Raw genomic sequence first — 21549 nt, 5'->3', positions numbered from 1 at the left:
GCCCGGGCCCGCTTCATCGCTCGGCCCCGGTGCTCGCGCGCTCCGCCTCCTCGACGGTCGGTGCCTGGGCGTGCGGCACGGAGGCGGCGGGCGGTGCCCACGACACGGCGACGATGCCGCCCACCGTACTCAGCAGCATCCCGAGCAGGAAACCGCCCAGGTTGACCCCGACCAACGAGTACACCGCGACGGCGAGGGCGATGACCCCGTAGAAGATGCGATGCGTCGGCATGGAGATGAGCAGGATTCCGAGCAGCACCAGGACGATCGGGATCACCGTGGCCTGGAGGCCTTCGATCCCGAGCTGGATGTGCAGCTTTCCGATGTCGAGCTGTCCAGAGAAGAACATCTCGACGCCACCGAGCGCCACGAGAAGCCCGCCCACCAGGGGACGGCTGCGACGCCAGAGGCGAAAGCGCGCCCGAGGAGTCAGGTCGGAGGTTGTCATGGCGTCCTCGATCAGAAACAGGTCTTCGAGCCGTCGGTGAGCTCGAGCTTCATGCCCGTGAGGGTGAACACCGACGCCTGCGTGCTCCAGGCGGTCTGTTGCAGGCCCATGATCGAGATGGTGTCGGCATCCTGAGCGAAATCACCCGCGGTGCCCTTCGCCGCGGTGTTGACCGTCGAGGCGTCGACGCCGATGCGGATGTTGCCGAAGGAAGAATCGCCCTTCAGCCCCGTCATCCCGATCTGCAGGTCGGAGGCGGACGCGGGGGCGCCGCCGCCTCCCGCGGTGATCAGGACGCCCACCTTGCCCAGGGGAGTGTCGCTGACGACAGACTGGCAGAGGTCGGCGAGGGTCGCGGATTTGATGTTCGCGATGGCGACGTTGTGCTGCCCTCCGGCGGTGTCATCGGTGACGCCAGCGTACTGCGAGAACCCGGTGCCCTCGAGCTGCGAGGCGCTGATCTGGAACTGGCTCCCCGAGACGGCGAACGACACGGGCACCGCGCCCTGGGCGACGCCGGTGAGGAGCAGGCTCGCGACGGCCGCGACGGGAACGGTGGCGAGGGCCACCCGGCCGGTACGGGAGCGGGTCAGGTTGCGGAACTTCATCGATCCTCCTGCGGAAAGCATGCCCGGCGACCTCGCCGAGCGAAGCCAGGCTACGCATCATTGACAGAGTGTCAATAGATTGGTCCGGCATCGCTTGGTTAGAGTTTCCTCATGTCGAGCGACCGCCGCACGCGTCTCACGCCCGACCAGCGGCGCGCCCAGCTCGTCGCCTCGGGCGTCGCCTTCCTCGCCGAGAAACCCCTCGACGACCTCACGATGGAAGTGCTCTCGGAACGCGTCGGGGTCTCACGCGGCTTGCTCTTCCACTACTTCGGTTCGCGCCAGGGGCTGCATCGCGAGGTCGTGATCACCGCCGCGGCGGCGCTGCTGGCGGCATCGACCCCCCGAGACGACCTCCCCCCTCGAGAGCGCCTCGACGACACACTCGCCCGCATCGTCGGTTTCGTCCGCGAGCACCGGGGGACGTTCTACTCGCTCGTCCGCGGCGTCGCCTCGGGCGACCCCGACGTGCGGCGCGAGGTCGATCGCTCCCGCGATGTGACCGCGGGCTGGGTCACCGACGGCTTCCTTGAACTCGGCGCCGACGACTCCCCGCTGCTCCGTGTGGCACTGCGATCGTGGGTCAACTTCGCCGAAGAGGTGCTCGTCGAGCTCGCCCTCGGTACCGACATGCCCACGGCGGAGCTGGTCGCGTTCCTCTCCCGCTCGGCGTTCGGGGTCCTCGCCTCGGTAGCGGGGGATGCCGCGGAGCCGACGCCACGGACATGATCGCCGCGGCGAAGAGCCTGCCAATCCGCCCGCGCCGCCGCGACGAATGACATGATGGAGGGGCCCCCATTGCTGCGCCCCAGCGCGGTCCCTACGAAACACGGTTCGCTTCGTCGAGCCAGAAAGGGACCAGTGATGGGACGCCTCATCTATCGTGACCGCGCGTCGTTCGACATCGACGACCGCATCCTCGCCCACCTCCGCCTCGTCGTGATGAACAAGCTGCGACGCAACGAGGGCTTCATGCTGCAACTGCCCGTCAACGAGGGCGTGCGACAGGCCAGCCTCTGGATCCACGCCTCCAACGCGCTCGTCATGCAGTTCTACGGTGGGCGGGAGCCGGCGATCGACCGCGCCCTCGTCGACCAGATGATGCATGACGCCAGCGGAGCCGACGGACTCACGCTGACGGCAGCCGGGATTGCCCCGGCCACCACGTCACCGCCTCGGCAACCGGTCGGCGGCCGCTCCGCCTAAGGACGGGGCCGGCCCACGTCAGGACGCAAGCGGCAGCGTGACCTCGAAACGCGCTCCGCGCTCGCTGTCGACGCAGCGGACGTCACCCCCGTGCGCCCGCGCGATGCCTCGAGCGATCGGCAACCCGAGTCCCACACCGCCGGATGCCGCCCTCGCGGTGTCCAGACGGACGAGACGCTCGAAGATGCGCTCGCGGTCGGCAGCCGGCACACCGGGGCCGTCGTCGGTGACGGACACCACCGCGGCCGCGCCGTGCACGGCGAGAGCCACGATCACCGTCCCGGTCCCGCCGGTCGCCCGTGCTGCATTCTCGAGGAGGTTCGACAGCACCTGAGCGAGGCGATCCGCATCCGCGTGCACCGGCACGGCGGCATCCGGAGCCCGCACCTCGAGACGCAGCGACGGGTGCACGAGCGGAGCACGCTCGACCTCGGCCTCGACGAGGGCGCGCAGGTCGAGGTCGCTGCACGAGAGCTCGAGACCACGATCGACCCGCGCCATCGTCAGCAGATCATCGACGAGGCGCGAAGCCCGCGCCGCCTCACGGGCCACGTGCGCGGCGAGGACCTCGCGCTCGGGGCCGTCGAGGTCGGCGCGCACGAGCGTGTCGGCGGCGGCGCGGATGCCGGCGACCGGGGTACGCAACTCGTGCGCCGCGTCGGAGAGGAACGCCCGCAGGCGCTGTTCGGCGTCAAGCGCCGCCTGCTCTGCACCCACCACGTCGTCGAGCATGTCGTCGAGGGCGGTGGCCACGCGCCCGATCTCGGTGTCGGACCGGGTGGGGTGAAGACGCCGCTCCCGCTCACCGGAGCCGATCGCGCGAGCGACCTGCGACACCTGATCCAGGGGCCGCAGGCTCCGCCTCACGACGAGGGTCACCGCGCCCGCCGCCAGCACCAGGACGCCGACGGACGACACGGCCATGATCCAGCGCACCTGAGCGAGCGTGTCGCCGATGCCGGCGGCCGACGCGGTCAGCGTCAACGTCGAGCCGTCGCTGAGGGTCGAGCGGAGGGTGACCAGGTCGTCGTCTCCGGCGACCTCCGAGGCGACGACGCTGACGTCGCTCGAGGCGGTCGGCTGCGGCGTCGACCGGTCGGCGGGCCCCGCACCGGGCCCCCCGGGTCCACCCGGAGGGCCGTCGCGAAGCTGATCGGGGCTGGGACCGGCGACCACCGAGTCGCCGCCGGCGCTGTCGATGCGGACGGCCAGCCCCTGATACGACAGACGTTCGGCAAGGTCGGCGTCGTCGACTGTGCCCACGAGGGACGCGGCGGCGGCCGCGCGATCGCGCAATCGCTCCTCGATCTGACCGCGCAGGCGAGCCCCCAGTGCCACGTCGACGACCACCGCGAGCACGACCAGCAGCAACGCGACGAGAGCCACCACCGCGACGATGGTTCGTCGGCGCAGCGACCCCGACTTCAACGGGGGCGAGGTGCTCATCGCTCCTCGCTCAAGCGGTAACCGAGTCCGCGGACCGTGTGGATGAGCCGCGGCCCGCGCTGCTCCATCTTGCGTCGCAGCGCGCTCAGGTGGACCTCCACCAGATTGGGGTCGTAGTCCTCGTACCCCCACACCTGCGTCAGGATCTGCGCCTTCGAGAGCGTGCGCCCGCGGCTCTCCGCGAGGAGCTGCAGCAGACGGAACTCGGTGGCGGTCAGCTCGAGCGACACTCCGCCGCGATGCGCCGTCGCGGCATCGGGGTCCACCACGAGGTCGCCCACCGACACCGTCTGCGGCAGCCGCCCGCGTCGCCGCAGCACCGCGCCGCTGCGTGCGACGAGTTCCGCCATGGTGAACGGTTTCACCACGTAGTCGTCGGCGCCCTCGGCGAAGCCGCGGAGGCGGTCGTCGACCTCGTCGCGCGCGGTCAGCATGATCACCGCGGTGTCACCTGCCGCACGCACGAGCGGGAGCAACCGGATGCCGCTCGGCCCCGGCATCATCCAGTCGATGATCACGAGGTCGGGGCGAAAAGACGCCAGTCTCTCGCCGAGGTCCGTCCCGTCCGGAGCCGCCTCGGCGACGAAGCCGTCGGCGCGCAGAGCGGTCGTGACGGCGACGCGAATCGTCTCGTCGTCATCGAGGACGAGCACGCGGGCAGCGAAGGACATTCGAGCGACGATACGGTCGCGGGCTGAATGCGAGTTATGGCTTGCGTATGCGAACCGGGCGGGTGCACGGGCTTCAGCTTCGCTTCAGTCCCGGCTCGAAGTCTGGTCTCAGAGCCGGTGACCGACACCGGACGGGAAGAGAACCATGAACGACGACAACCCCACCCTGCCGCTGCCGCGTCAGGAGGAGACCCCCGAATCCCGCCGCCGCTCGTGGCGCGGACCGGCGCTGATCGCCGGCGCCGTGATCGTGGCCGCGGGCATCACGGGCGGAACCGCCGCCCTCGCCGCGCAGAGCAATGGAACGGGTCCGCTGGCCGCGTCCACCACCTCCGCCCCCAGCGCCGACGGCGGATCGACGGGCCCCGGTAGCAGCACTCCGGGAACGGCGCCCACCCCGGGCGCCACCCCCGAGACCCCCGCCGACGGAACGGCGCCCACGCCTCCCGCCGACGGCACGGCACCCGCCGCCCCCGGCGGCGGTAAGGGACCGGCAGAGTGCGGCCCCGGCGGTCCGGGCGCTCCCAAGGGCGATGCCGACAAGCCCGCGCCCCCCGCGGATGGCACCGCCCCCACCCCGCCCGCCGACGGGCAGAAGCCCACGCGGCCCGCGCCTCCCGCGGACGGTACGGCTCCCACCCCTCCGGCCGACGGCACCACGCCGACGCCTCCCGCCACGCCGGGAAGTTGAGCCGTTTCCCGCGCTGACCGACGCGCCACGCCCTTCGCGTGCAGCGCGCGGTCAGCGCGGTGAGGCACGATCGTTCGGTGGCGAGAACACGCACGCGGCGCCGCCGCACGCCCCGGCAGCGGCTGATCCGTCGGCGGCGTCTCACCTTCGGCGCAGTGGCCGCGGTGCTCGTCGGTCTGGTGGGCCTCGCTGTCGTCCCGCTCGTCTCGCTGACCACCGCGTGGAACACCGAAGTGCGGCGCGAGGCCATCGACCTCACCTCGTTCGACCCGGGTCACCTCATCGACGACGAGCAGTTCTACGACGGCGACGCACTCACCGCCGATCAGATCCAGGCCTTCCTCGACGACGAGGTGGGGGAGTGCCGCAACGACTCGTGCCTGTCGGTGCTGCGCACCGACCTGCCGGGTCGAGGCCCCGTCGTCTCGGATGCCACCGGCCGCACGGTCTGCGAAGGCTACGACGGAGGGGAACTGACCGCGGCGCAGATCATCGACCGTCTGCAGCGCGCGTGCGGCATCTCGGCGAAGGTGCTGCTCGTGACGCTCCAGAAGGAGCAGAGCCTCGTCTCGGGTCGCACCGCTCGCGCACCCACGCCCGAGCAGCTCGGTGCCGCCATGGGAGCCCGGTGCCCCGACACCGCCCCGTGCGATTCCGGAGCCGCGGGCTTCGGCGCCCAGGTCGCTCAAGCAGCGACCGATCTGAAGTCCTACAGCGCGTCCGGATTTATGCGGCAGCCGGGCACGCACTATCTCGCTTTCTCGCCCGACCCCTCCTGCGGCGGTTCCGAGGTGACCATCGCGAACGCCGCGACGGCGGCGTTGTACAACTACACGCCCTACCAACCGAACCCCGCGGCCCTCGCCGCTCGCTGGGGCACCGGGGATTCGTGCTCGGCCTACGGCAACCGCAACTTCGCGCTCTATTGGGCGCTGTGGTTCGGATGATCCGGGGCGATGAGCACCGGCAGTCGACACGCGGGACACGCGGAGGAATCACAGTGTTGTGATTTCGTTATGCACGGGCGATAATGGCCGCATAACCGAACAATCGCCGGAACTCCGTCACAGGTCGTAGGGGAAGACGTACCTGACGAAGGAGAAACCATGGCGATCACGTCTTCGCGCGGAGTGATCCTGATCCACTCCGCGCCCCGCGCGTTGTGCCCCCACCTCGAGTGGGCGGTGGGACGCGCTCTCGGCCGCGCCGTCAACTTCGACTGGACCGAGCAGCCCGTTCTCGCCGGCAGCCGTCGCGCGGAGTTCTATTGGGAGGGCCCCGTCGGCTCCGGTGCCGCGCTCGCGAGCGCGATCCGAGGATGGGAGCACCTCCGCTTCGAGGTGAGCGAGGATCCCACGCCCCGCAGTGACGGTGGACGCTGGATGCACACGCCGGGGCTCGGCATCCATTTCGCTCAGACCGACTCCGCCGGCAACGTCGTCATCGCCGAAGACCGCGTGCGCTATGCGATGGAGGTCGCCGCGGGCGACGCCTTCGAGCTGCAGCGCGAACTCGACGTCGCCCTGGGCTCGGCCTGGGACGAAGAGCTCGAACCTTTCCGCCACGCCGGCGACGACCAGCAGATCGTGTGGCTGCACAAGGTCGGCTGAGACCGTCGGGCGGGGGAGGCGCCACTATCGGAGGTCGGTGACTACACCCGGCACCGGGACCGCGTATCCCTCGCCTGACGAAAGAGAGCCCCCTGGCATCCCCGAACGCAATCGGGGGGATGCCAGGGGGCTCTCTCTCGTCGAGGAGACCGCGCTCAGACCGAGGCGATGGCGACGACGGCGTTGTGCCCGCCGAAGCCGAACGAGTTGCTGATCGCGAGCTGATCGCCGCCGCCGAGCTCGACAGACGAGCCGGAGAGCGCGAACGGGACCTCGGGGTCCTGCTCGGTGAGGTTGATGGTGGGCGGGGCGACACGGTTCTGCAGAGCCAGGACCGTGAAGATCGCCTCGAGGGCGCCCGTTCCACCCAGCAGGTGACCGGTGGAGGCCTTGGTCGCCGAGACGGGGATCTCGTCGACGCGATCGCCGAAGACCGCGCGCAGCGCCTTGTACTCGTTCGGGTCGCCGACGGGGGTCGAGGTGGCGTGCGCGTTGATGTGCGTGACGTCGTCGACCGACGCTCCCGCCATCTCGAGCGCCATGTGCACGGCGCGCGCGGCACCGTGACCCTCGGGGTCGTTCGCGGTGATGTGGTACGAGTCGGCCGTGACGCCGCCGCCCACGATCGAGGCGTAGATCTTCGCTCCGCGGGCCTTGGCGTGCTCTTCGGTCTCGAGGATGAGCACGCCGGCGCCCTCGCCCATGACGAAGCCGTCGCGGTCGATGCTGGCGGGGCGAGACGCCGTCTCGGGGGAGTCGTTGCGCTTGGACAGCGCCTGCATCGACGCGAACGAGGCGATCGTGATGGGGTGGATCGCCGACTCGGTGCCGCCGGCGATCACCACGTCGGCCAGACCGTCGCGGATGTGCTGCACGGCGTTGACGATCGACTCGGTGCTCGACGCGCAGGCCGAAGCGACGGTACGAGCGAACGCCCGGGCGTTGAAGTGCAGGGAGAGGTTGCCGGCGGCCGCGTTGGGCATGAGCATGGGCACCGTCATCGGCATGACGCGCCGCGGGCCCTTCTCGCGCAGGGTGTCCCAGGCGTCGAGCAGCGTCCAGACGCCGCCGATGCCGGTGGCGAAGTCCACGCCGAGACGGTCGGGGTCGATGTCGGGTGAGCCCGCGTCTTCCCAGGCCTCTTTGGCCGCCACCATCGCGAGCTGCGACGAGGGGTCGAGTCGCTTGGCGACGGGACGCTCGAGCACGGTCTCGGGGCGCACGAGGGCCTCGGCGGCGAACGTGACGGGCAGGTTGTACTGCTCGACCCACTCGTGCTCGAGGGAACGGGCGCCGGAGGTTCCGGCGAGCAGGGCGGACCAGCTCTCGGGCGCCGTGCCGCCGATGGGCGAAGTGGCTCCGATGCCGGTGACGACGATGCGGGGTGTGCTCATGAGCGAGAAATCCTTGGTGCGGCCGACAGGTCGTGACCGGTGGGGGCCGGAGCCCCCACCGGGAGGTGTCAGGACTGGTTCGACGTGATGAAGGTCACGGCGTCGCCGACGGTCTTGAGGTTCTTGACCTCGTCGTCGGGGATGGTGACGCCGAACTTCTCCTCGGCGTTGACGACGATCGTCATCATCGAGATGGAGTCGATGTCGAGGTCGTCGGTGAACGACTTCTCGAGCGCGACCTCGTCGGCCGAAATGCCGGTCTCGTCGGTGATGAGCTCGGCAAGGCCGGCGAGAACCTCGTCGTTGGTGAATGCCATGATGTCTCCTGTTTGTTAGGGGCGGGCCTGTCAGGCCCCGATCAGTCTAGAGTTCGACGGCGCTGCGTCAGGGAAGCACGACGACCTGCGCGCCGAACACCAGTCCGGCTCCGAAGCCGATCTGGAGCGCGAGGCCGCCGCTGAGCTCGGGGTGTTCCTCGAGCAAGCGGTGGGTGGCGAGAGGGATGGATGCCGCGGACGTGTTACCGGTGGTCTCGATGTCCCGACCGATGACGACGGTCTCGGGCAGACCCAGCTGCTTCGCGAACTCGTCGATGATGCGCATGTTCGCCTGGTGCGGCACGAAGGCCGCCAGGTCGGCGGGCTCGATGCCGGCGGCCTCGATCGCCTGGCGGGCGACCTTCACCATCTCCCAGACGGCCCAGCGGAAGACCGTGGGGCCCTCCTGGCGGAGGGTCGGCCACGGGGCGGCGCCGTCGCGGAAGTCCGTGAGCGTGGCGTTCATCCCCACCGCGTCCGACTTCGAACCGTCCGAGCCCCAGATGGTGGGACCGATGCCGGGGGTGTCGCTCGGGCCGACGACCACGGCACCCGCGCCGTCGCCGAGCAGGAACGAGATGCTCCGGTCGGTGGGGTCGACGACGTCGCTGAGCTTCTCGGCGCCGACGACCACCACGTGCTTAGCGAGGCCGGCGCGCACGAGGGCGTCCGCCTGACCGACGCCGTAGGCGAAGCCCGCGCACGCGGCGTTGAGGTCGTACGCGGCGGCCGGGTTGACACCGATGCGGTCGGCGACGATGGCCGAGGCGGACGGCGTCTGCTTGGGGTTGCTGATGGTCGCCACGATCACGGCGTCGATGTCCTCGGGCGCCACACCCGACTTCTCGACGGCCTCGCGCGCGGCCGTGGTGGCCAGGTCGATGGCATCCGTCTCTTTGTTCGCGCGAACGCGCGTGACGATGCCGGTGCGCTGGCGGATCCACTCATCACTCGAGTCGATCGGCCCCACGAGATCGTCGTTGGGGACGAAGTTCTCGCCGCGGGCGGCACCGTAGGAGTAGATGCGCGTGTGCGCGGGCCCCTGCAGCTGACGGAGGGTGGGGATGCTCATGCCTGTTCTTCTTTCAGCAGGGAGACGGCCGCGTCGAGGTCGTCGGGGGTCTTGACCGCGACGGTGGGGGTGCCGCGGAGGGCGCGCTTCGCGAGTCCCGTCAGCGCGCCGGCGGGCGACATCTCGATGATGCCGGTCACCCCGTGATCGGCGAACGAGGCCATGCAGCGGTCCCACCGCACGGGGGAGGCGACCTGCGCGACGACGAGGTCGAGGGCACGGCGGCCCTCGGCGACGACGGAGCCGTCGGAGTTGGTCCAGAGCGCGGTGTTCGGGTCGGCGACCGTCACGTCGGCGGCGGCGGCGCGGAGCGTCTCGACCGCGGGCTCCATGAAACGCGTGTGGAAAGCTCCGGCGACCTGCAGGGCGATGACGCGGGCGCCGCGCGGCGCCTCTGCGGCGAGTTCGGCCAGCGCCGGCAGCTCGCCGGCGGCGACGATCTGACCGCCTCCGTTGTAGTTGGCCGGGGTGAGGCCGAGAGTCTCGAGGCGCTCGAGCACGGCCTGCTCGTCGCCGCCGACGACGGCGCTCATGCCCGTCTCGACGGCGTCGGCCGCCTCGGCCATCGCGCGGCCGCGGAGTCCGACCACACGCAGGGCGTCGTCCTCGGAGAGGACACCGGATGCCGCCAGCGCGGCGATCTCGCCGACGGAGTGCCCCGCGACGCCGCCGACCGGCGCGCCGGCGCGATCGTTCAGCGCGGCCCACGACAGCAGGCTCGCCGCGACGATCAGAGGCTGAGCGACGCTCGTGTCGCGGATGCGGTCGGCATCCCACTCTGTTCCGGCGGCGACGAGATCGACACCCGCCTGCTCGGAGTAGGCCGCGAGACGCTCACGAGCCCCGTCGAGTTCGAGCCACGGCGAGAGGAACCCGGGGGTCTGGGAACCCTGCCCGGGGAAGACGGCGATGATCACCGTTCCATCCTGTCAAGGATCCGGCACTCGCTTCTGGAGATATCGACACAGAAATACGGCGTGTCTTTGTGCGCGCCGTGCATCAGCGCGCGAGGGACGTCCGACGACCCACCGGTCCCCGACGGCGCGTGGCATCCGTCCCGATCGATCCGAGGATCAGCGCCGTCTGCAGGATGAGCGCTTCGCGCGGGCCCGTGGCATCCCATCCGATGACCTCCGACACCCGCTTCAGGCGGTAGCGGACGGTGTTGGGGTGCACGTAGAGCTCGCGGGCCGTGGCCTCGAGCGAACGGCCGTTGTCGAGGTAGCTCCACAGCGTCGCGACGAGGTCGGCGCTGTGGGCCTGAAGTGGCTGGTAGACGCGGTCGACGAGCGTCTGCTTGGCCACGGCGTCGCCGGCAAGGGCGCGCTCGGGCAGCAGGTCGTCGGCCTCGACCGGTCGCGGGGCGTGGCGCCATGCGCGGGCCACGGCGAACCCGGCGAGGGCCGCACGGGCGCTCTGCCCGGCGTCGACCAGCGCGGGCACGGCCGGCCCCAGCACGAGGTGACCGGTACCGAAGCCCGGTTCGAGGCGTTTCGCGATCTCGGGGAAGGGCAGTTCGGCGTGCTCTTCTCCCGCGCGGGCGGGCAGGTCGGCGCGACCGACCACCAGCACGAGACGCGAACCCTGCACGCCGATGAGCACGTCGACGCCGAGCTTGCGCGCGGTGCGACGCACCTGGTCGACGTCGAGCTGCGGGGGAGTCGTGCCCACGAGCACCGCGACCTCTCCGTGGCCGTGCCACCCGAGGGCGGCGATGCGGCTAGGGAGTTCGTCGTCGGCCTCACCGGTGAGGATCGAGTCGACAACGAGGGCTTCGAGGCGCGCGTCCCAGAGCCCTCGCGCCTCGGCGGCGCGGGCGTAGACATCGGCGGCGGCGAAGGCCACTTCGCGCGAGTACGAGAGCATCGCCTCGCGCACCTTCTCGCTGCGCCCGGCCACGCGCTCCTCCATGACCTCGACGGTCACGCGGACGAGCTGCAGGGTCTGGGTCAAGCTGACGCTGCGCAGGAGCTCACGAGGAGCGGCCGCGAAGATGTCGGCCGCGATCGCGGGCGTGGATGCCGGCTCCTCGAACCACTGCAGGAACGACGTGATACCCGCCTGGGCGACGAGCCCGACGGCCGACCGCCGCGCGGGGGGCATCTCGGCGTACCAGGGGAGCGTCTCTTCGAGGCGCTGGATGGTCGCCGTCGCGAGATCGCCCGAGATGCGTCGCAGCCAGGTGAGGGTGTCGGCCTTCTCTTTCGCGGCGGCAGCCGTCGAGCCCGCAGACCGGTCGGGTCCGGCCCCGCCCGTGGAGGCGGAACCGGACCCGTCGGTGGTGCTCGTCACGCGATCAGGCCTCGCCGCCCGCGTTGCCGGTGGTGCCGGCGTTGACGTCGTGGAGGCGGTACTTCTCGATCGCCTGACCGACGACCGCGCGGTCCACCTTGCCCTCTTCCGCCAGCGCCTGGAGGGCGCGGACGACCATCGAGGGGCCGTCGATCTTGAAGAAGCGACGGGCGGCAGCGCGGGTGTCCGAGAAGCCGAACCCGTCGGCACCGAGCGTCCAGTAGTTCTGCGGCACCCACTGGCGGATCTGGTCCTGGACCGCGTGCATCCAGTCGCTGACCGCGATGACCGGGCCCTGGGCTTCCTTCAGCTTGTCGGTGAGGTAGGGCACACGGGGCTCTTCCTCGGGGTGCAGGAAGTTGTGCTCGTCGGCGGCGAGACCGTCGCGGCGCAGCTCGCTCCACGAGGTCACCGACCACACGTCGGCGACCACGCCCCAGTCGTCCTTCAGCAGACGCTGGGCCTCGAACGCCCACGGCACACCGACGCCCGAAGCGAGCAGCTGGGCACGGGGCCCGTCGCCCTCACCCGAGGAGATGTGGTGGATGCCGCGGATGATGCCGTCGACGTCGACACCCTCGGGTTCGGCCGGCTGCACGTAGGGCTCGTTGTACACCGTCATGTAGTACATGACGTTGGGGTCGGGGTGGTTCCCGCCGTACATGCGCTCGATACCGGAGCGGACGATGTGCGAGATCTCGTAGCCGTACGCCGGGTCGTACGACACGGTCGCGGGGTTGGTCGACGCGAGCAGCTGCGAGTGACCGTCGGCGTGCTGCAGGCCCTCACCGGTCAGGGTGGTGCGACCGGCGGTGGCACCAATGATGAAGCCGCGAGCCATCTGGTCGCCCGCAGCCCACTGGGCGTCGCCCGTGCGCTGGAAGCCGAACATCGAGTAGAAGACGTAGACCGGGATGAGCGGCTCGCCGTGGGTCGAGTACGCCGTGCCCGCCGCGGTGAACGCCGCGAGTGCGCCCGCCTCGTTGATGCCGACGTGCACGATCTGGCCCTGCGGGCTCTCCTTGTACGCCAGCAGCAGCTCGCGGTCGACGGAGGTGTAGTGCTGACCCTTGGGGTTGTAGATCTTCGCCGTGGGGAAGTACGCGTCCATGCCGAACGTGCGCGCCTCATCGGGGATGATCGGGACGATGCGGTGACCGAAGTCCTTGACCCGCAGCAGGTCCTTCAGCAGACGCACGAACGCCATGGTCGTGGCGATCTCCTGCGTGCCCGAACCCTTCTTGGGCAGCGCGTACGCGGCATCCCCCGGCAGTTCGAGACCGACGTGGGTGGTGCGACGCTCGGGGAGGAAGCCGCCGAGCGCGCGACGACGCTCGAGCATGTACTTGATCGTCTCGTCCTGCTCACCGGGGTTGTAGTACGGCGGCTGGTAGGGGTTCTCGTCGAGCTGTGCGTCGGTGACGGGGATGTCCATCGCGTCGCGGAACGCCTTGAGGTCGTCGAGCGTCAGCTTCTTCATCTGGTGGGTCGCGTTGCGGCCCTCGAAGTGCGGACCCAGGCCGTAGCCCTTGATCGTCTTCGCCAGGATGACGGTGGGCTGGCCCTTGTGCTCCTTGGCGGCCTTGAACGCGGCGAAGACCTTGCGGTAGTCGTGGCCACCGCGCTTCAGGCCCCAGACCTGCTCGTCGGTGTAGTCCTTGACGAGCTCGAGAGCACGCGGGTCGCGACCGAAGAAGTTCTCGCGCACGTACGCGCCGTTCTCGGCCTTGTAGGTCTGGTAGTCGCCGTCGGGGGTGCTGTTCATGAGGTTGAGCAGCGCGCCCTCGGTGTCGCGGGCGAGCAGGTCGTCCCACTCGCGACCCCAGACGACCTTGATGACGTTCCAGCCTGCGCCGCGGAAGAAGCTCTCGAGCTCCTGGATGATCTTGCCGTTGCCGCGGACCGGGCCGTCGAGGCGCTGGAGGTTGCAGTTGATGATGAACGTGAGGTTGTCGAGGCCCTCGTTGGCGGCGACCTGCAGCTGTCCGCGGCTCTCGACCTCGTCCATCTCGCCGTCGCCGAGGTAGGCCCAGACGTGCGAGTCGCCCACGTCCTTGATGCCGCGGTTCGACAGGTACTTGTTCGACATCGCCTGGTAGATCGCGTTGATCGGGCCGAGGCCCATCGACACGGTCGGGAACTGCCAGAACTCCGGCATGAGGCGCGGGTGCGGGTACGACGGGATGCCGTTGGGCGCCTGCGACTTCTCCTGACGGAAACCGTCGAGCTGCGCCTCGGTCAGACGACCCTCGAGGTACGCGCGGGCGTAGGCGCCGGGAGAGGCGTGGCCCTGGATGAAGATCTGGTCTCCGCCCGACGGGTCGTCGAGACCGCGGAAGAAGTGGTTGAAGCCCACTTCGTACAGAGCCGCCGACGACGCGTAGGTCGAGATGTGGCCGCCGACGCCGATGCCGGGACGCTGGGCGCGGTGCACGGTGACCGCGGCGTTCCAGCGGATCCACTTGCGGTAGCGACGCTCGAGCTCCTCGTCACCGGGGAACTCGGGCTCGTTCTTCTGCGAGATGGTGTTGATGTAGTCGGTGGTCGGAACCATCGGCACGTTGAGGTGCAGTTCCTTCGAGCCCTTGAGCAGGCTCAGCATGATCTCGCGAGCGCGAGCCGGACCCTTCGCCTGGACCAGCTGTCGCAGGGATTCCTGCCACTCCCCGGTCTCTTCCGGGTCGCTGTCCTGCGGCCCCTGCGAATACGGATCCTGGTCGTGAACAGTCACGGAAGACCTTTCGTCGTCTGGCAGGTCATGCCAGAGAATCGCCATACGAGTGCGGCAACCCTTGTCTGCTCCGCACAATCAACCAACGTCCAGCCTAGCGAGTCGCGGCGCCATCGGATGCGCCTCGGCCGCGCCGACCGCCCGTCCGCCGGGCACACCGTTCGACATCGAGACGAGCTCCGGGCTGTCAAGACCGCCTGAAACGACCGCGCCCGGGCAGCTGCGTGGGGGCCCAGGTCTAGCCTGAGCGCGTGAGCACGCACGAGCGCGAGGGCTTCCGCACCCGACCGGAGCATCGCTGGCCGGTCCTGATCGCCCTGGCCGTCGGCACGGGGCTGTACGCGGTGCTGCCCACCGAGGCGTCGGGTGTGCTCCGCTACGTCGTCGTCGCCGCCGGTGTGCTGTGCGCGATCCCCATGGTGGTCACCAACCCCTCGCGCCTGTCGCGGGAATCGGCCGTCGGTCGGGGGTTCGCGCTGGCCTTCACCGCTGTGCTTCTCCTGGCGAACCAGGTCGCCTTCTTCCTGCTCATCCAGCAGCTGCTGCACGGGGAGGGCAGTGGCGCCGGGACGCTGCTCGGCGCCGCGCAGGTGTGGGCCATCAACGTCATCGGCTACGCCGTCGTCTACTGGGAGATGGATCGCGGGGGACCCATCGCGCGCCGCCGTGATGCGCGAGACGACTTGCCGCCGGCAGACTTCCAGTTCCCGCAGGACTCGGATCGGGATGCCGTGAGCGAGGTGGCCCGCCGATCCTCCGACACCGAGGACTGGGCGCCCGGGTACGTCGACTACCTGTACTTCTCGGCATCCAACGCCATGGCGTTCAGCCCCACCGACGTGATGCCGCTGAGCACACGGGCGAAGCTCTTCATGATGGTGCAGGCGGTGTCGGGCTTCATCCTGCTGGCGCTCGTGATCTCGCGCAGCGTGAACATCCTGAACTGACGGTGGGCCCTGCCGGGATCGAACCGACGACATCCACGGTGTAAACGTGGCGCTCTACCAGCTGAGCTAAAGGCCCTGGATGCCTCGAGTCTAGCGTCGGGTCCCCTGCGAGCGTGTGCACCGTCGGCATCGACATCACCCGGCATTCGCGAGATCACCCGCGTTTCCGGCGCTTCGCCGGTCATCTCGCGCGGGGCGGGTCGACTCGGGATGCCGGGACCCGGCCGTGCCCCGCAGACCCCGCCCCACGGGGCGGCGGTCGCGTACCGCCGATGTCGGGGCCCCGGGGTAGCGTGGAACCCGTGAATGCCGATCCCGCCGACCAGCGCAAACTGCTCGACCTCGCCGACCTCGACGCCCGTATCCGTCGTGACGAGAAGGTCTCGGCCAATCCGCCGCAGGCCGAGCGCGTGCGCGAACTCCTCGCGCAGCGGGCCACGCTCACGCAGGAGCTGTCGATCCGCGCCAACACGCGTGACGACATCACCGCAGAGCTGAAGCGTCTCGAGTCCGACGTGGCCGTCGTCGACGCGCGCATCGCGCGTGACACCGAGCGTCTCGCCGCGTCGTCGAACCCCAAGCAGGCACAGGGCTTCGAGAGCGAGCTCGCCTCGCTCACGCGCCGCAAGGGCGACCTCGAAGACATGGAGATCGCGCTCATGGAACGCCTCGAGACGGCGGATGCCGCGGTCTCCGAGCAAGAGGCCCTGATCGCCGAGACCAATGCTCTGGGCGCACAGCTGAGCGCCGAGGCCAAGACCACCGTGTCCGACGCGACCACCCGCCTCGAGGGCGCACGGCGCGATCGCGACGCCGTCGCCGCCGCCGTCCCCACCGACCTCCTCGGCCTGTACGAGCGTCTCGCCGTCCGCGGCAACGGCGCCGGGCTCCTGCGCGCGGGCGCGTGCGAGGCCTGCCGCATGGTCCTCCCGCCGAGCGACCTGGCCACGGTGCGTCGTGCCCAGACGGACGAGGTCGTGTTCTGCCCCGAGTGCGGCGCAATCCTCGTCCGCACCGAAGAGTCGCGGTGACCCGAGACGGCCGTGCCGTCTGACACGGTCGTCGTCGGCACGACTGCCTCCGGTCGGGTCGCCCTGATCGATCTGGATGCCGATGGTGCGCCGTCGCACACGGTCGAGATCAACGCTGAGGCACTGGCCTCCGCGGTCTCGCTGCGCGAAGCGGATGGCGATGTCCGCTGGGTGTGGGCCGATTCGACGACGGTGTACTCCCGGCTCCTGGCGGCCGGGGCGCGCGTCGCTCGCGCGTGGGACCTGCGTCTCGTCCATGCCATCCTCCGCGACGCCGCTGCCGTCCGCGACGACCACGGTCTGCGCGCCGCCACGGCCTGGGATGCCGCCACCTCGGCCCCCGCGGGCGGTGACACGCTGTTCGAGCTGGGGGAGTCGGCATCCGGGATTCCCGAGAGCGCCGATGCGGCCCTCGCCGAGTACCGCCGGCAGGTGTCGGCGATCGGATCGTCGACGAATCCGGGGGCGCTGCGGTTGCTCTGCGCGGCGGAATCGGCCGGAGCGCTCATCGCCGAAGAGCTGCACACCGTCGGCGTCCCCTGGAGCCGCGCCGCACACGAAGCGTTGCTCGAGGAAGAACTCGGCGCGCGGCGCGGGGGAGGATTGCCCACCCGCATCGAGCACGCCGCCGCCACGGTCCGCGCCGCACTGGGCGACCCCGCCGCCTCGCTCGACTCGCAGCCGCGGCTGCTGCGCTCACTGCACCGCGCGGGCCTGCTGGTGCAGTCCACCAGCCGATGGGAACTGGCCGAGCACGATCACCCCGTGGTGCGCCCCCTCATCTCGTACAAGAAGCTCATGCGGCTCTACACCGCGAACGGCTGGGCGTGGCTCGACGAATGGGTACGCGCCGACCGGTTCCGCCCCGTCTACGTCGCCGCGGGCGTCGTCACCGGCCGTTGGGCGTCGTCCGGCGGGGGAGCGCTGCAGATCCCGCGGTCGCTGCGCACCGCCGTGCGCGCCGACCCGGGATGGACGCTCGTGACCGCCGACGTCGCGCAGCTCGAACCGCGCGTCCTCGCGGCGATGGCGCGCGACACGGCCTTGGCCGAGGCCGCATCGGGCCGCGATCTCTACGCCGGCATCGTCGAGCGCGGCGCCGTCGCCACCCGCGCCGAGGCGAAGCTCGCCATGCTGGGGGCGATGTACGGGGCCACCACGGGGGAGAGCGGGCGACTGCTGCCACGCCTGCGCCGTACGTTTCCGCGGGCGATGCAGCTCGTCGACGATGCCGCGCGCACGGGGGAGGACGGTGGCGTCGTGCACACCTGGCTCGGACGCACCTCTCCCGCGGCCGGTGACTCGTGGCGCGACCTGCAGTCACGGGCGAGCGATGCGGCGGCATCCGGGATCGACGAGACGCGCGCGAGGCGCTCCGCCCGGGACCGCGGCCGATTCACCCGCAACTTCGTCGTCCAGGGCACGGCCGCCGAGTGGGCTCTGGCGTGGCTGGCCGACCTCCGTTCCCGTCTCGCCGAGCTTCCCGAAGTGGATGCCGCCCACGCGGCGCCTGCCTCGGGACCGGTGTTCGCGCGCTCACCGCACCTGGCGTTCTTCTTGCACGACGAGATCGTCGTGCACACGCCGCTGCAGCATGCCGAGGCCGTCGCTGAGGCCGTTCGCGAGTCCGCAGCGTCGGCGGGACGCCTGCTGTTCGGTACCTTCCCGATCGACTTCCCCCTCGACCTGCGGATCGGCGAGACGGCCGAGAAAGGCTGAGGGGCCGACACCGCCCCGGTAGACTGGCCGACGCGAATGGGTCGGCTGGACGGTCGCGTCATGGGTTCGCCCGTGCCGAGGAACGTCCGGGCTCCACAGGGCAGGACGGTGGGTAACGCCCACCCGGAGCAATCCGCGAGACAGTGCCACAGAGAGCAGACCGCCTCGGCCCCTCGGGGCCGGGGTAAGGGTGAAAGGGTGGTGTAAGAGACCACCGGGGTCGTGGTGACACGACCCGCGAGGTAAACCTCGTCCGGAGCAAGGCCAGACAGGGGATGACGACGCGGCTCGCCGAGTCCCCGGGTAGGCCGCTGGAGCGGCACGGCAACGTGTCGCCGAGAGAGATGACCGTCCACGGGGTTTCGACCCCCGGACAGAACCCGGCGTACAGGCCGGCCCATTCGCGCAGCCCCCGATCGTCACGCCCCGAGACCAACCCGTCGTGCGCGGTGGAATCCGTGCTCCCGGAACGCGTCGAGCCCTCCGCGAGTGTCGGACATATGTTCTACACTCGAGCACGGCCGGGGAAGGGGTCCGGTGCATGGGTTCGACGAGGGTCAGCGACGAGATGGTCGCGCGGGTGCTGGCATCCATCGCCCCCTGCACGCTGCAGCCCGAGACCTGGGGAACGCGGGCGATCGAGTGGTACACGCAGAAACGACCGGTGTGGGCGTGGGTGACCTGGCCCAATCGCGCGGCGACACGCGAACCGGCGTGGGCGACCGGCGGGAACGACCGCGTCGTCATGCTCGAGGTGCCCTGCGCCGGCGGGCACTGGGCACCCGTCGTGTGGCGCAACGCGGTGAGCGTGCGCCGGGTGGACGAGGCCGCCTGACCCGGACGACACGGGGCCTGGATGCACACCGTGCCGCGCCGCGCCGGCGGCACCCGCCCTCGGGCGCCGACAGGACCTACTTGACCGCGGGCAGCGCCTCGGGCACCGGGACCGCGAGCGAGGCCGCGCCGATGATGCCCGCGTTGTTGCGGTGCTTCGCCGGGACGATCGGCGCGCGCAGCTTCAGCAGGGGGAGGAAGTTCTCGGAGTGCTTCGACACGCCGCCGCCGACGACGATGAGGTCGGGGCTGAAGAGGAACTCGACGTAGTCGTAGTACCACTGCAGGCGCTTGGCCCACTTGTCCCACGACAGTTCCTCGCGCTCCATCGCCGAGTAGGCGGCGAAGTGCTCGGCATCCCTCTTGTGTCCGGCGCGCTGCAGGTGACCCAGCTCGCTGTTGGGAACGAGTACACCGTCGTAGATCATCGCCGACCCGATACCGGTACCGAGCGTGGTGAGGATGACGAGACCGTTCACGCCCTTGGCGGCGCCGTAGCGCACCTCGGCGATCCCGGCGACATCCGCATCATTGGCGAAGTGGATGTCGCGCGAGAGCCCGTGCTCGAAGAACTTCTCGGCCTCGAAGCCGATCCACGACTTCGACACGTTCGCGGCCGACAGGGTGCGGCCCCCCTTCACGATCGCGGGGAACGCCACGCCCAGCGGCAGATCCGCGGGGGCCTCGAGGCTCTCGAGCACCTGGTGCACCGCCGCGAGCACGTCGGCCGGCTCCGCGCCCGCGGGGGTCGCGACCTTGACACGGTCGCTGACGAGCTCCCCGGCATCCAGATCGACGATTCCCGCTTTGATGCCGGTTCCGCCGATGTCCACTCCGACCGCACGAGACGCATTCGTTGCCATACCCCTCAGCCTATCCAGCCGCACGGTCGGGATCAGTAGGATCGGGGGAGCACCGGCGGTTCGCGCCGAGACGCGAGATCCACGTGAGGAGCGATCGTGAGCGACGAAGACAAGAAGTACTGGTACAACCTCGAGACCGGCAAGGTCGAGCAGGGGTACGAGTCGCCCGCGGTCGATCGCGCCGGCCCCTTCGCCACCGCCGAAGAAGCGGCCAACGCGCCGCAGCTGATGAAGGAGCGTTCGAAGCAGTGGGCCGAAGAAGACGCCCGCGACGACTGGGGCTCCGGCTCCACCCGCTGAACGCCCACCGAAACGAGGGATGACGATGGACAAGCAGCGCGATTTCGTCTTGCGCACGATCGAGGAGCGGGGCGTCAAGTTCGTCCGCCTCTGGTTCACCGACGTGGTCGGCACGCTCAAGTCGGTGGCGATCGCCCCGGCCGAGGTGGAGGGAGCCTTCACCGAGGGTCTCGGCTTCGACGGCTCCGCGATCGAGGGGCTCACCCGCTCCTATGAATCGGATCTGCTGGCGCACCCCGACCCCACCACCTTCCAGATCCTGCCGTGGCGCGGCGAGATCGACCCGACGGCGCGCATGTTCTGCGACATCACGACGCCCGATGGCCAGCCCGCCGTCGCCGATCCGCGGCACGTGCTGAAGCGCACGCTCGCGAAGGCCGCCGACGCCGGGTTCACGTTCTACACGCACCCCGAGATCGAGTTCTACCTGCTGAAGTCGTCGCAGCTCGGCGCGGACGGGCGTCCGCAGCCCGTCGACTCCGCCGGATACTTCGACAACGTCCCCGGCGGCACGGCGCACGACTTCCGCCGCCGGTCGGTGCGCATGCTCGAAGACCTCGGTATCTCGGTCGAGTTCAGCCACCACGAGGGCGGCCCCGGCCAGAACGAGATCGACCTGCGGTACGCCGACGCGCTGACCACCGCCGACAACATCATGACGTTCCGCACGGTGGTGAAGGAGGTCGCGATCGAACAGGGCGTGTACGCCACCTTCATGCCCAAGCCCATCAGCGGCCAGCCCGGCAGCGGCATGCACACGCACCTCTCGCTGTTCGAGGGCGACATGAACGCCTTCTACGAAGAGGGGGGCCAGTACCAGCTGTCGAAGGTCGGTCGTCACTTCATCGCCGGCCTCCTGCGCCACGCGAACGAGATCTCGGCCGTGACGAATCAGTTCGTCAACTCGTACAAGCGCCTGTGGGGCGGCGACGAGGCGCCGAGCTTCATCTGCTGGGGCCACAACAACCGCTCCGCGCTCGTGCGCGTTCCGCTGTACAAGCCCAACAAGGGCCAGTCGACCCGCGTCGAGTACCGCGCCCTCGACTCCGCCGCGAACCCGTACCTGTCGTACGCTCTCATGCTCGCGGCAGGCCTCAAGGGCATCGAGGAGGAGTACGAACTCCCCGCCGAGGCGGAGGACAACGTCTGGTCGCTCAGCGACACCGAGCGCCGTGCTCTCGGGTACGCCCCGCTGCCCGCGAGCCTCGACCACGCTCTCGAGTACCTCGAGGAGTCGGAACTGGTCGCCGAGACGCTGGGCGAGACGGTCTTCAAGTACGTGCTGCTCAACAAGCGTCGCGAGTGGCAGCAGTACCGCGCCCAGGTGACGCCGTTCGAGCTCGCGAGCAACCTCGAAGCACTCTGACGG

Annotated in this window: 22 protein-coding genes, 1 tRNA gene and 1 other RNA gene; 12 read left to right on the top strand and 12 right to left on the bottom strand. The window is 70.1% G+C overall.

Going from position 1 to position 21549, the window contains the following annotated elements; all coding sequences use genetic code 11:
• Positions 1-13: 13 nt before the first annotated feature.
• Both J2X55_RS14415 and J2X55_RS14410 read right to left on the bottom strand, forming a co-directional pair.
• Positions 14-448, bottom strand: coding sequence for a DUF6114 domain-containing protein (locus J2X55_RS14415; RefSeq protein WP_115918233.1), 435 nt, complete (start codon positions 446-448; stop codon positions 14-16).
• An 11-nt stretch (positions 449-459) separates the two neighbouring features.
• Positions 460-1056 (bottom strand): DUF6230 family protein, encoded by a 597-nt coding sequence (locus J2X55_RS14410; protein WP_309824227.1) that lies wholly within the window; start codon positions 1054-1056, stop codon positions 460-462.
• A 111-nt stretch (positions 1057-1167) separates the two neighbouring features.
• On the opposite strand from J2X55_RS14410, the gene J2X55_RS14405 reads away from it, so the two are divergent.
• Positions 1168-1785 carry a TetR/AcrR family transcriptional regulator gene (locus J2X55_RS14405; RefSeq protein WP_309824225.1) on the top strand — a complete coding sequence of 206 codons (618 nt, stop codon included), beginning with the start codon at positions 1168-1170 and terminating at the stop codon, positions 1783-1785.
• Between the two features lie 135 nt (positions 1786-1920).
• Positions 1921-2262, top strand: coding sequence for an ATP-dependent DNA ligase (locus J2X55_RS14400; RefSeq protein WP_181906460.1), 342 nt, complete (start codon positions 1921-1923; stop codon positions 2260-2262).
• 18 nt (positions 2263-2280) lie between these two features.
• On the opposite strand, the gene J2X55_RS14395 is transcribed toward J2X55_RS14400, so the two are convergent.
• Together J2X55_RS14395 and J2X55_RS14390 are read right to left on the bottom strand one after the other, a co-directional pair.
• Entirely contained in the window at positions 2281-3708 is a 1428-nt protein-coding gene (locus tag J2X55_RS14395) for a HAMP domain-containing sensor histidine kinase (protein ID WP_309824222.1), read from the bottom strand.
• Entirely contained in the window at positions 3705-4379 is a 675-nt protein-coding gene (locus tag J2X55_RS14390) for a response regulator transcription factor (protein ID WP_115918241.1), read from the bottom strand. The genes J2X55_RS14395 and J2X55_RS14390 overlap by 4 nt, the downstream gene beginning before the upstream one ends.
• A gap of 145 nt (positions 4380-4524) precedes the next feature.
• Here J2X55_RS14390 and J2X55_RS14385 point away from each other — a divergent pair, with 145 nt between their 5' ends.
• The 3 genes from J2X55_RS14385 to J2X55_RS14375 all read left to right on the top strand — a co-directional run bounded on the left by J2X55_RS14385 (position 4525) and on the right by J2X55_RS14375 (position 6680).
• Positions 4525-5070: a hypothetical protein gene (locus J2X55_RS14385; RefSeq protein WP_309824219.1), complete on the top strand. Its 546-nt coding sequence runs from the start codon at positions 4525-4527 to the stop codon at positions 5068-5070.
• Positions 5071-5147: 77 nt separating this feature from the next.
• Positions 5148-6017 (top strand): hypothetical protein, encoded by an 870-nt coding sequence (locus J2X55_RS14380; RefSeq protein ID WP_309824217.1) that lies wholly within the window; start codon positions 5148-5150, stop codon positions 6015-6017.
• 159 nt (positions 6018-6176) lie between these two features.
• On the top strand, positions 6177-6680 hold the full coding sequence (locus tag J2X55_RS14375) for a DUF3145 domain-containing protein (protein ID WP_115918247.1): 504 nt from the start codon (positions 6177-6179) through the stop codon (positions 6678-6680).
• A gap of 155 nt (positions 6681-6835) precedes the next feature.
• On the opposite strand, the gene J2X55_RS14370 is transcribed toward J2X55_RS14375, so the two are convergent.
• The 6 genes from J2X55_RS14370 to aceE all read right to left on the bottom strand — a co-directional run bounded on the left by J2X55_RS14370 (position 6836) and on the right by aceE (position 14486).
• Complete coding sequence (locus tag J2X55_RS14370) at positions 6836-8074, bottom strand: beta-ketoacyl-[acyl-carrier-protein] synthase family protein (RefSeq protein ID WP_309824214.1); 1239 nt, start codon at positions 8072-8074, stop codon at positions 6836-6838.
• 68 nt (positions 8075-8142) lie between these two features.
• Positions 8143-8391 carry an acyl carrier protein gene (locus J2X55_RS14365; protein ID WP_022880558.1) on the bottom strand — a complete coding sequence of 83 codons (249 nt, stop codon included), beginning with the start codon at positions 8389-8391 and terminating at the stop codon, positions 8143-8145.
• Positions 8392-8458: 67 nt separating this feature from the next.
• Positions 8459-9463: a beta-ketoacyl-ACP synthase III gene (locus tag J2X55_RS14360; RefSeq protein WP_115918251.1), complete on the bottom strand. Its 1005-nt coding sequence runs from the start codon at positions 9461-9463 to the stop codon at positions 8459-8461.
• The gene (locus tag J2X55_RS14355; protein ID WP_309824211.1) at positions 9460-10380 is read right to left on the bottom strand and encodes an ACP S-malonyltransferase; all 921 of its coding nucleotides are present in this window, start codon (positions 10378-10380) and stop codon (positions 9460-9462) included. The genes J2X55_RS14360 and J2X55_RS14355 overlap by 4 nt, the downstream gene beginning before the upstream one ends.
• Before the next feature lie 82 nt (positions 10381-10462).
• Positions 10463-11641 (bottom strand): helix-turn-helix domain-containing protein, encoded by a 1179-nt coding sequence (locus J2X55_RS14350; protein WP_309824259.1) that lies wholly within the window; start codon positions 11639-11641, stop codon positions 10463-10465.
• 118 nt (positions 11642-11759) lie between these two features.
• Positions 11760-14486: a pyruvate dehydrogenase (acetyl-transferring), homodimeric type gene (gene aceE, locus J2X55_RS14345; RefSeq protein WP_115918257.1), complete on the bottom strand. Its 2727-nt coding sequence runs from the start codon at positions 14484-14486 to the stop codon at positions 11760-11762.
• Between the two features lie 251 nt (positions 14487-14737).
• On the opposite strand from aceE, the gene J2X55_RS14340 reads away from it, so the two are divergent.
• On the top strand, positions 14738-15433 hold the full coding sequence (locus J2X55_RS14340) for a DUF1345 domain-containing protein (RefSeq protein WP_115918259.1): 696 nt from the start codon (positions 14738-14740) through the stop codon (positions 15431-15433).
• A gap of 3 nt (positions 15434-15436) precedes the next feature.
• On the opposite strand, the gene J2X55_RS14335 is transcribed toward J2X55_RS14340, so the two are convergent.
• Positions 15437-15509 (bottom strand) — tRNA-Val (locus J2X55_RS14335).
• Between the two features lie 226 nt (positions 15510-15735).
• On the opposite strand from J2X55_RS14335, the gene J2X55_RS14330 reads away from it, so the two are divergent.
• The 4 genes from J2X55_RS14330 to J2X55_RS14315 all read left to right on the top strand — a co-directional run bounded on the left by J2X55_RS14330 (position 15736) and on the right by J2X55_RS14315 (position 19018).
• Positions 15736-16464 (top strand): zinc ribbon domain-containing protein, encoded by a 729-nt coding sequence (locus J2X55_RS14330; protein ID WP_115918338.1) that lies wholly within the window; start codon positions 15736-15738, stop codon positions 16462-16464.
• A gap of 12 nt (positions 16465-16476) precedes the next feature.
• Positions 16477-18183, top strand: coding sequence for a bifunctional 3'-5' exonuclease/DNA polymerase (locus J2X55_RS14325; RefSeq protein ID WP_115918340.1), 1707 nt, complete (start codon positions 16477-16479; stop codon positions 18181-18183).
• Positions 18184-18220: 37 nt separating this feature from the next.
• Positions 18221-18587, top strand: an RNA gene (gene rnpB / locus J2X55_RS14320) — RNase P RNA component class A.
• Positions 18588-18724: 137 nt separating this feature from the next.
• Positions 18725-19018, top strand: coding sequence for a hypothetical protein (locus tag J2X55_RS14315; protein ID WP_115918342.1), 294 nt, complete (start codon positions 18725-18727; stop codon positions 19016-19018).
• A 76-nt stretch (positions 19019-19094) separates the two neighbouring features.
• Here J2X55_RS14315 and ppgK read toward each other — a convergent pair whose 3' ends face one another.
• On the bottom strand, positions 19095-19880 hold the full coding sequence (gene ppgK / locus J2X55_RS14310) for a polyphosphate--glucose phosphotransferase (RefSeq protein ID WP_309824204.1): 786 nt from the start codon (positions 19878-19880) through the stop codon (positions 19095-19097).
• A gap of 96 nt (positions 19881-19976) precedes the next feature.
• Between ppgK and J2X55_RS14305 the strand changes: the two genes are divergently transcribed.
• Positions 19977-20180: an SPOR domain-containing protein gene (locus J2X55_RS14305; RefSeq protein WP_181906471.1), complete on the top strand. Its 204-nt coding sequence runs from the start codon at positions 19977-19979 to the stop codon at positions 20178-20180.
• A gap of 25 nt (positions 20181-20205) precedes the next feature.
• Positions 20206-21546, top strand: a complete 1341-nt coding sequence (gene glnA / locus J2X55_RS14300) for a type I glutamate--ammonia ligase (RefSeq protein ID WP_115918939.1) — start codon at positions 20206-20208, stop codon at positions 21544-21546.
• The last annotated feature ends 3 nt before the right edge of the window (positions 21547-21549 follow it).

The organism is Microbacterium sp. 1154 (genome assembly GCF_031455375.1).
In the GTDB taxonomy this organism is placed as follows: Bacteria; Actinomycetota; Actinomycetes; order Actinomycetales; family Microbacteriaceae; genus Microbacterium.
This window is presented reverse-complemented; position numbering and strand designations above follow the sequence as displayed.

Coding starts and splice junctions, on each gene's coding strand:
- J2X55_RS14410 (WP_309824227.1), bottom strand. CDS start 1,056: ATGAAGTTCCGCAACCTGACCCGCTCCCGTACCGGCCGGGTGGCCCTC.
- J2X55_RS14405 (WP_309824225.1), top strand. CDS start 1,168: ATGTCGAGCGACCGCCGCACGCGTCTCACGCCCGACCAGCGGCGCGCC.
- J2X55_RS14370 (WP_309824214.1), bottom strand. CDS start 8,074: ATGAGCACACCCCGCATCGTCGTCACCGGCATCGGAGCCACTTCGCCC.
- J2X55_RS14375 (WP_115918247.1), top strand. CDS start 6,177: ATGGCGATCACGTCTTCGCGCGGAGTGATCCTGATCCACTCCGCGCCC.
- J2X55_RS14315 (WP_115918342.1), top strand. CDS start 18,725: ATGGGTTCGACGAGGGTCAGCGACGAGATGGTCGCGCGGGTGCTGGCA.
- J2X55_RS14400 (WP_181906460.1), top strand. CDS start 1,921: ATGGGACGCCTCATCTATCGTGACCGCGCGTCGTTCGACATCGACGAC.
- J2X55_RS14365 (WP_022880558.1), bottom strand. CDS start 8,391: ATGGCATTCACCAACGACGAGGTTCTCGCCGGCCTTGCCGAGCTCATC.
- J2X55_RS14385 (WP_309824219.1), top strand. CDS start 4,525: ATGAACGACGACAACCCCACCCTGCCGCTGCCGCGTCAGGAGGAGACC.
- J2X55_RS14415 (WP_115918233.1), bottom strand. CDS start 448: ATGACAACCTCCGACCTGACTCCTCGGGCGCGCTTTCGCCTCTGGCGT.
- ppgK (WP_309824204.1), bottom strand. CDS start 19,880: ATGGCAACGAATGCGTCTCGTGCGGTCGGAGTGGACATCGGCGGAACC.
- J2X55_RS14390 (WP_115918241.1), bottom strand. CDS start 4,379: ATGTCCTTCGCTGCCCGCGTGCTCGTCCTCGATGACGACGAGACGATT.
- glnA (WP_115918939.1), top strand. CDS start 20,206: ATGGACAAGCAGCGCGATTTCGTCTTGCGCACGATCGAGGAGCGGGGC.
- J2X55_RS14395 (WP_309824222.1), bottom strand. CDS start 3,708: ATGAGCACCTCGCCCCCGTTGAAGTCGGGGTCGCTGCGCCGACGAACC.
- J2X55_RS14360 (WP_115918251.1), bottom strand. CDS start 9,463: ATGAGCATCCCCACCCTCCGTCAGCTGCAGGGGCCCGCGCACACGCGC.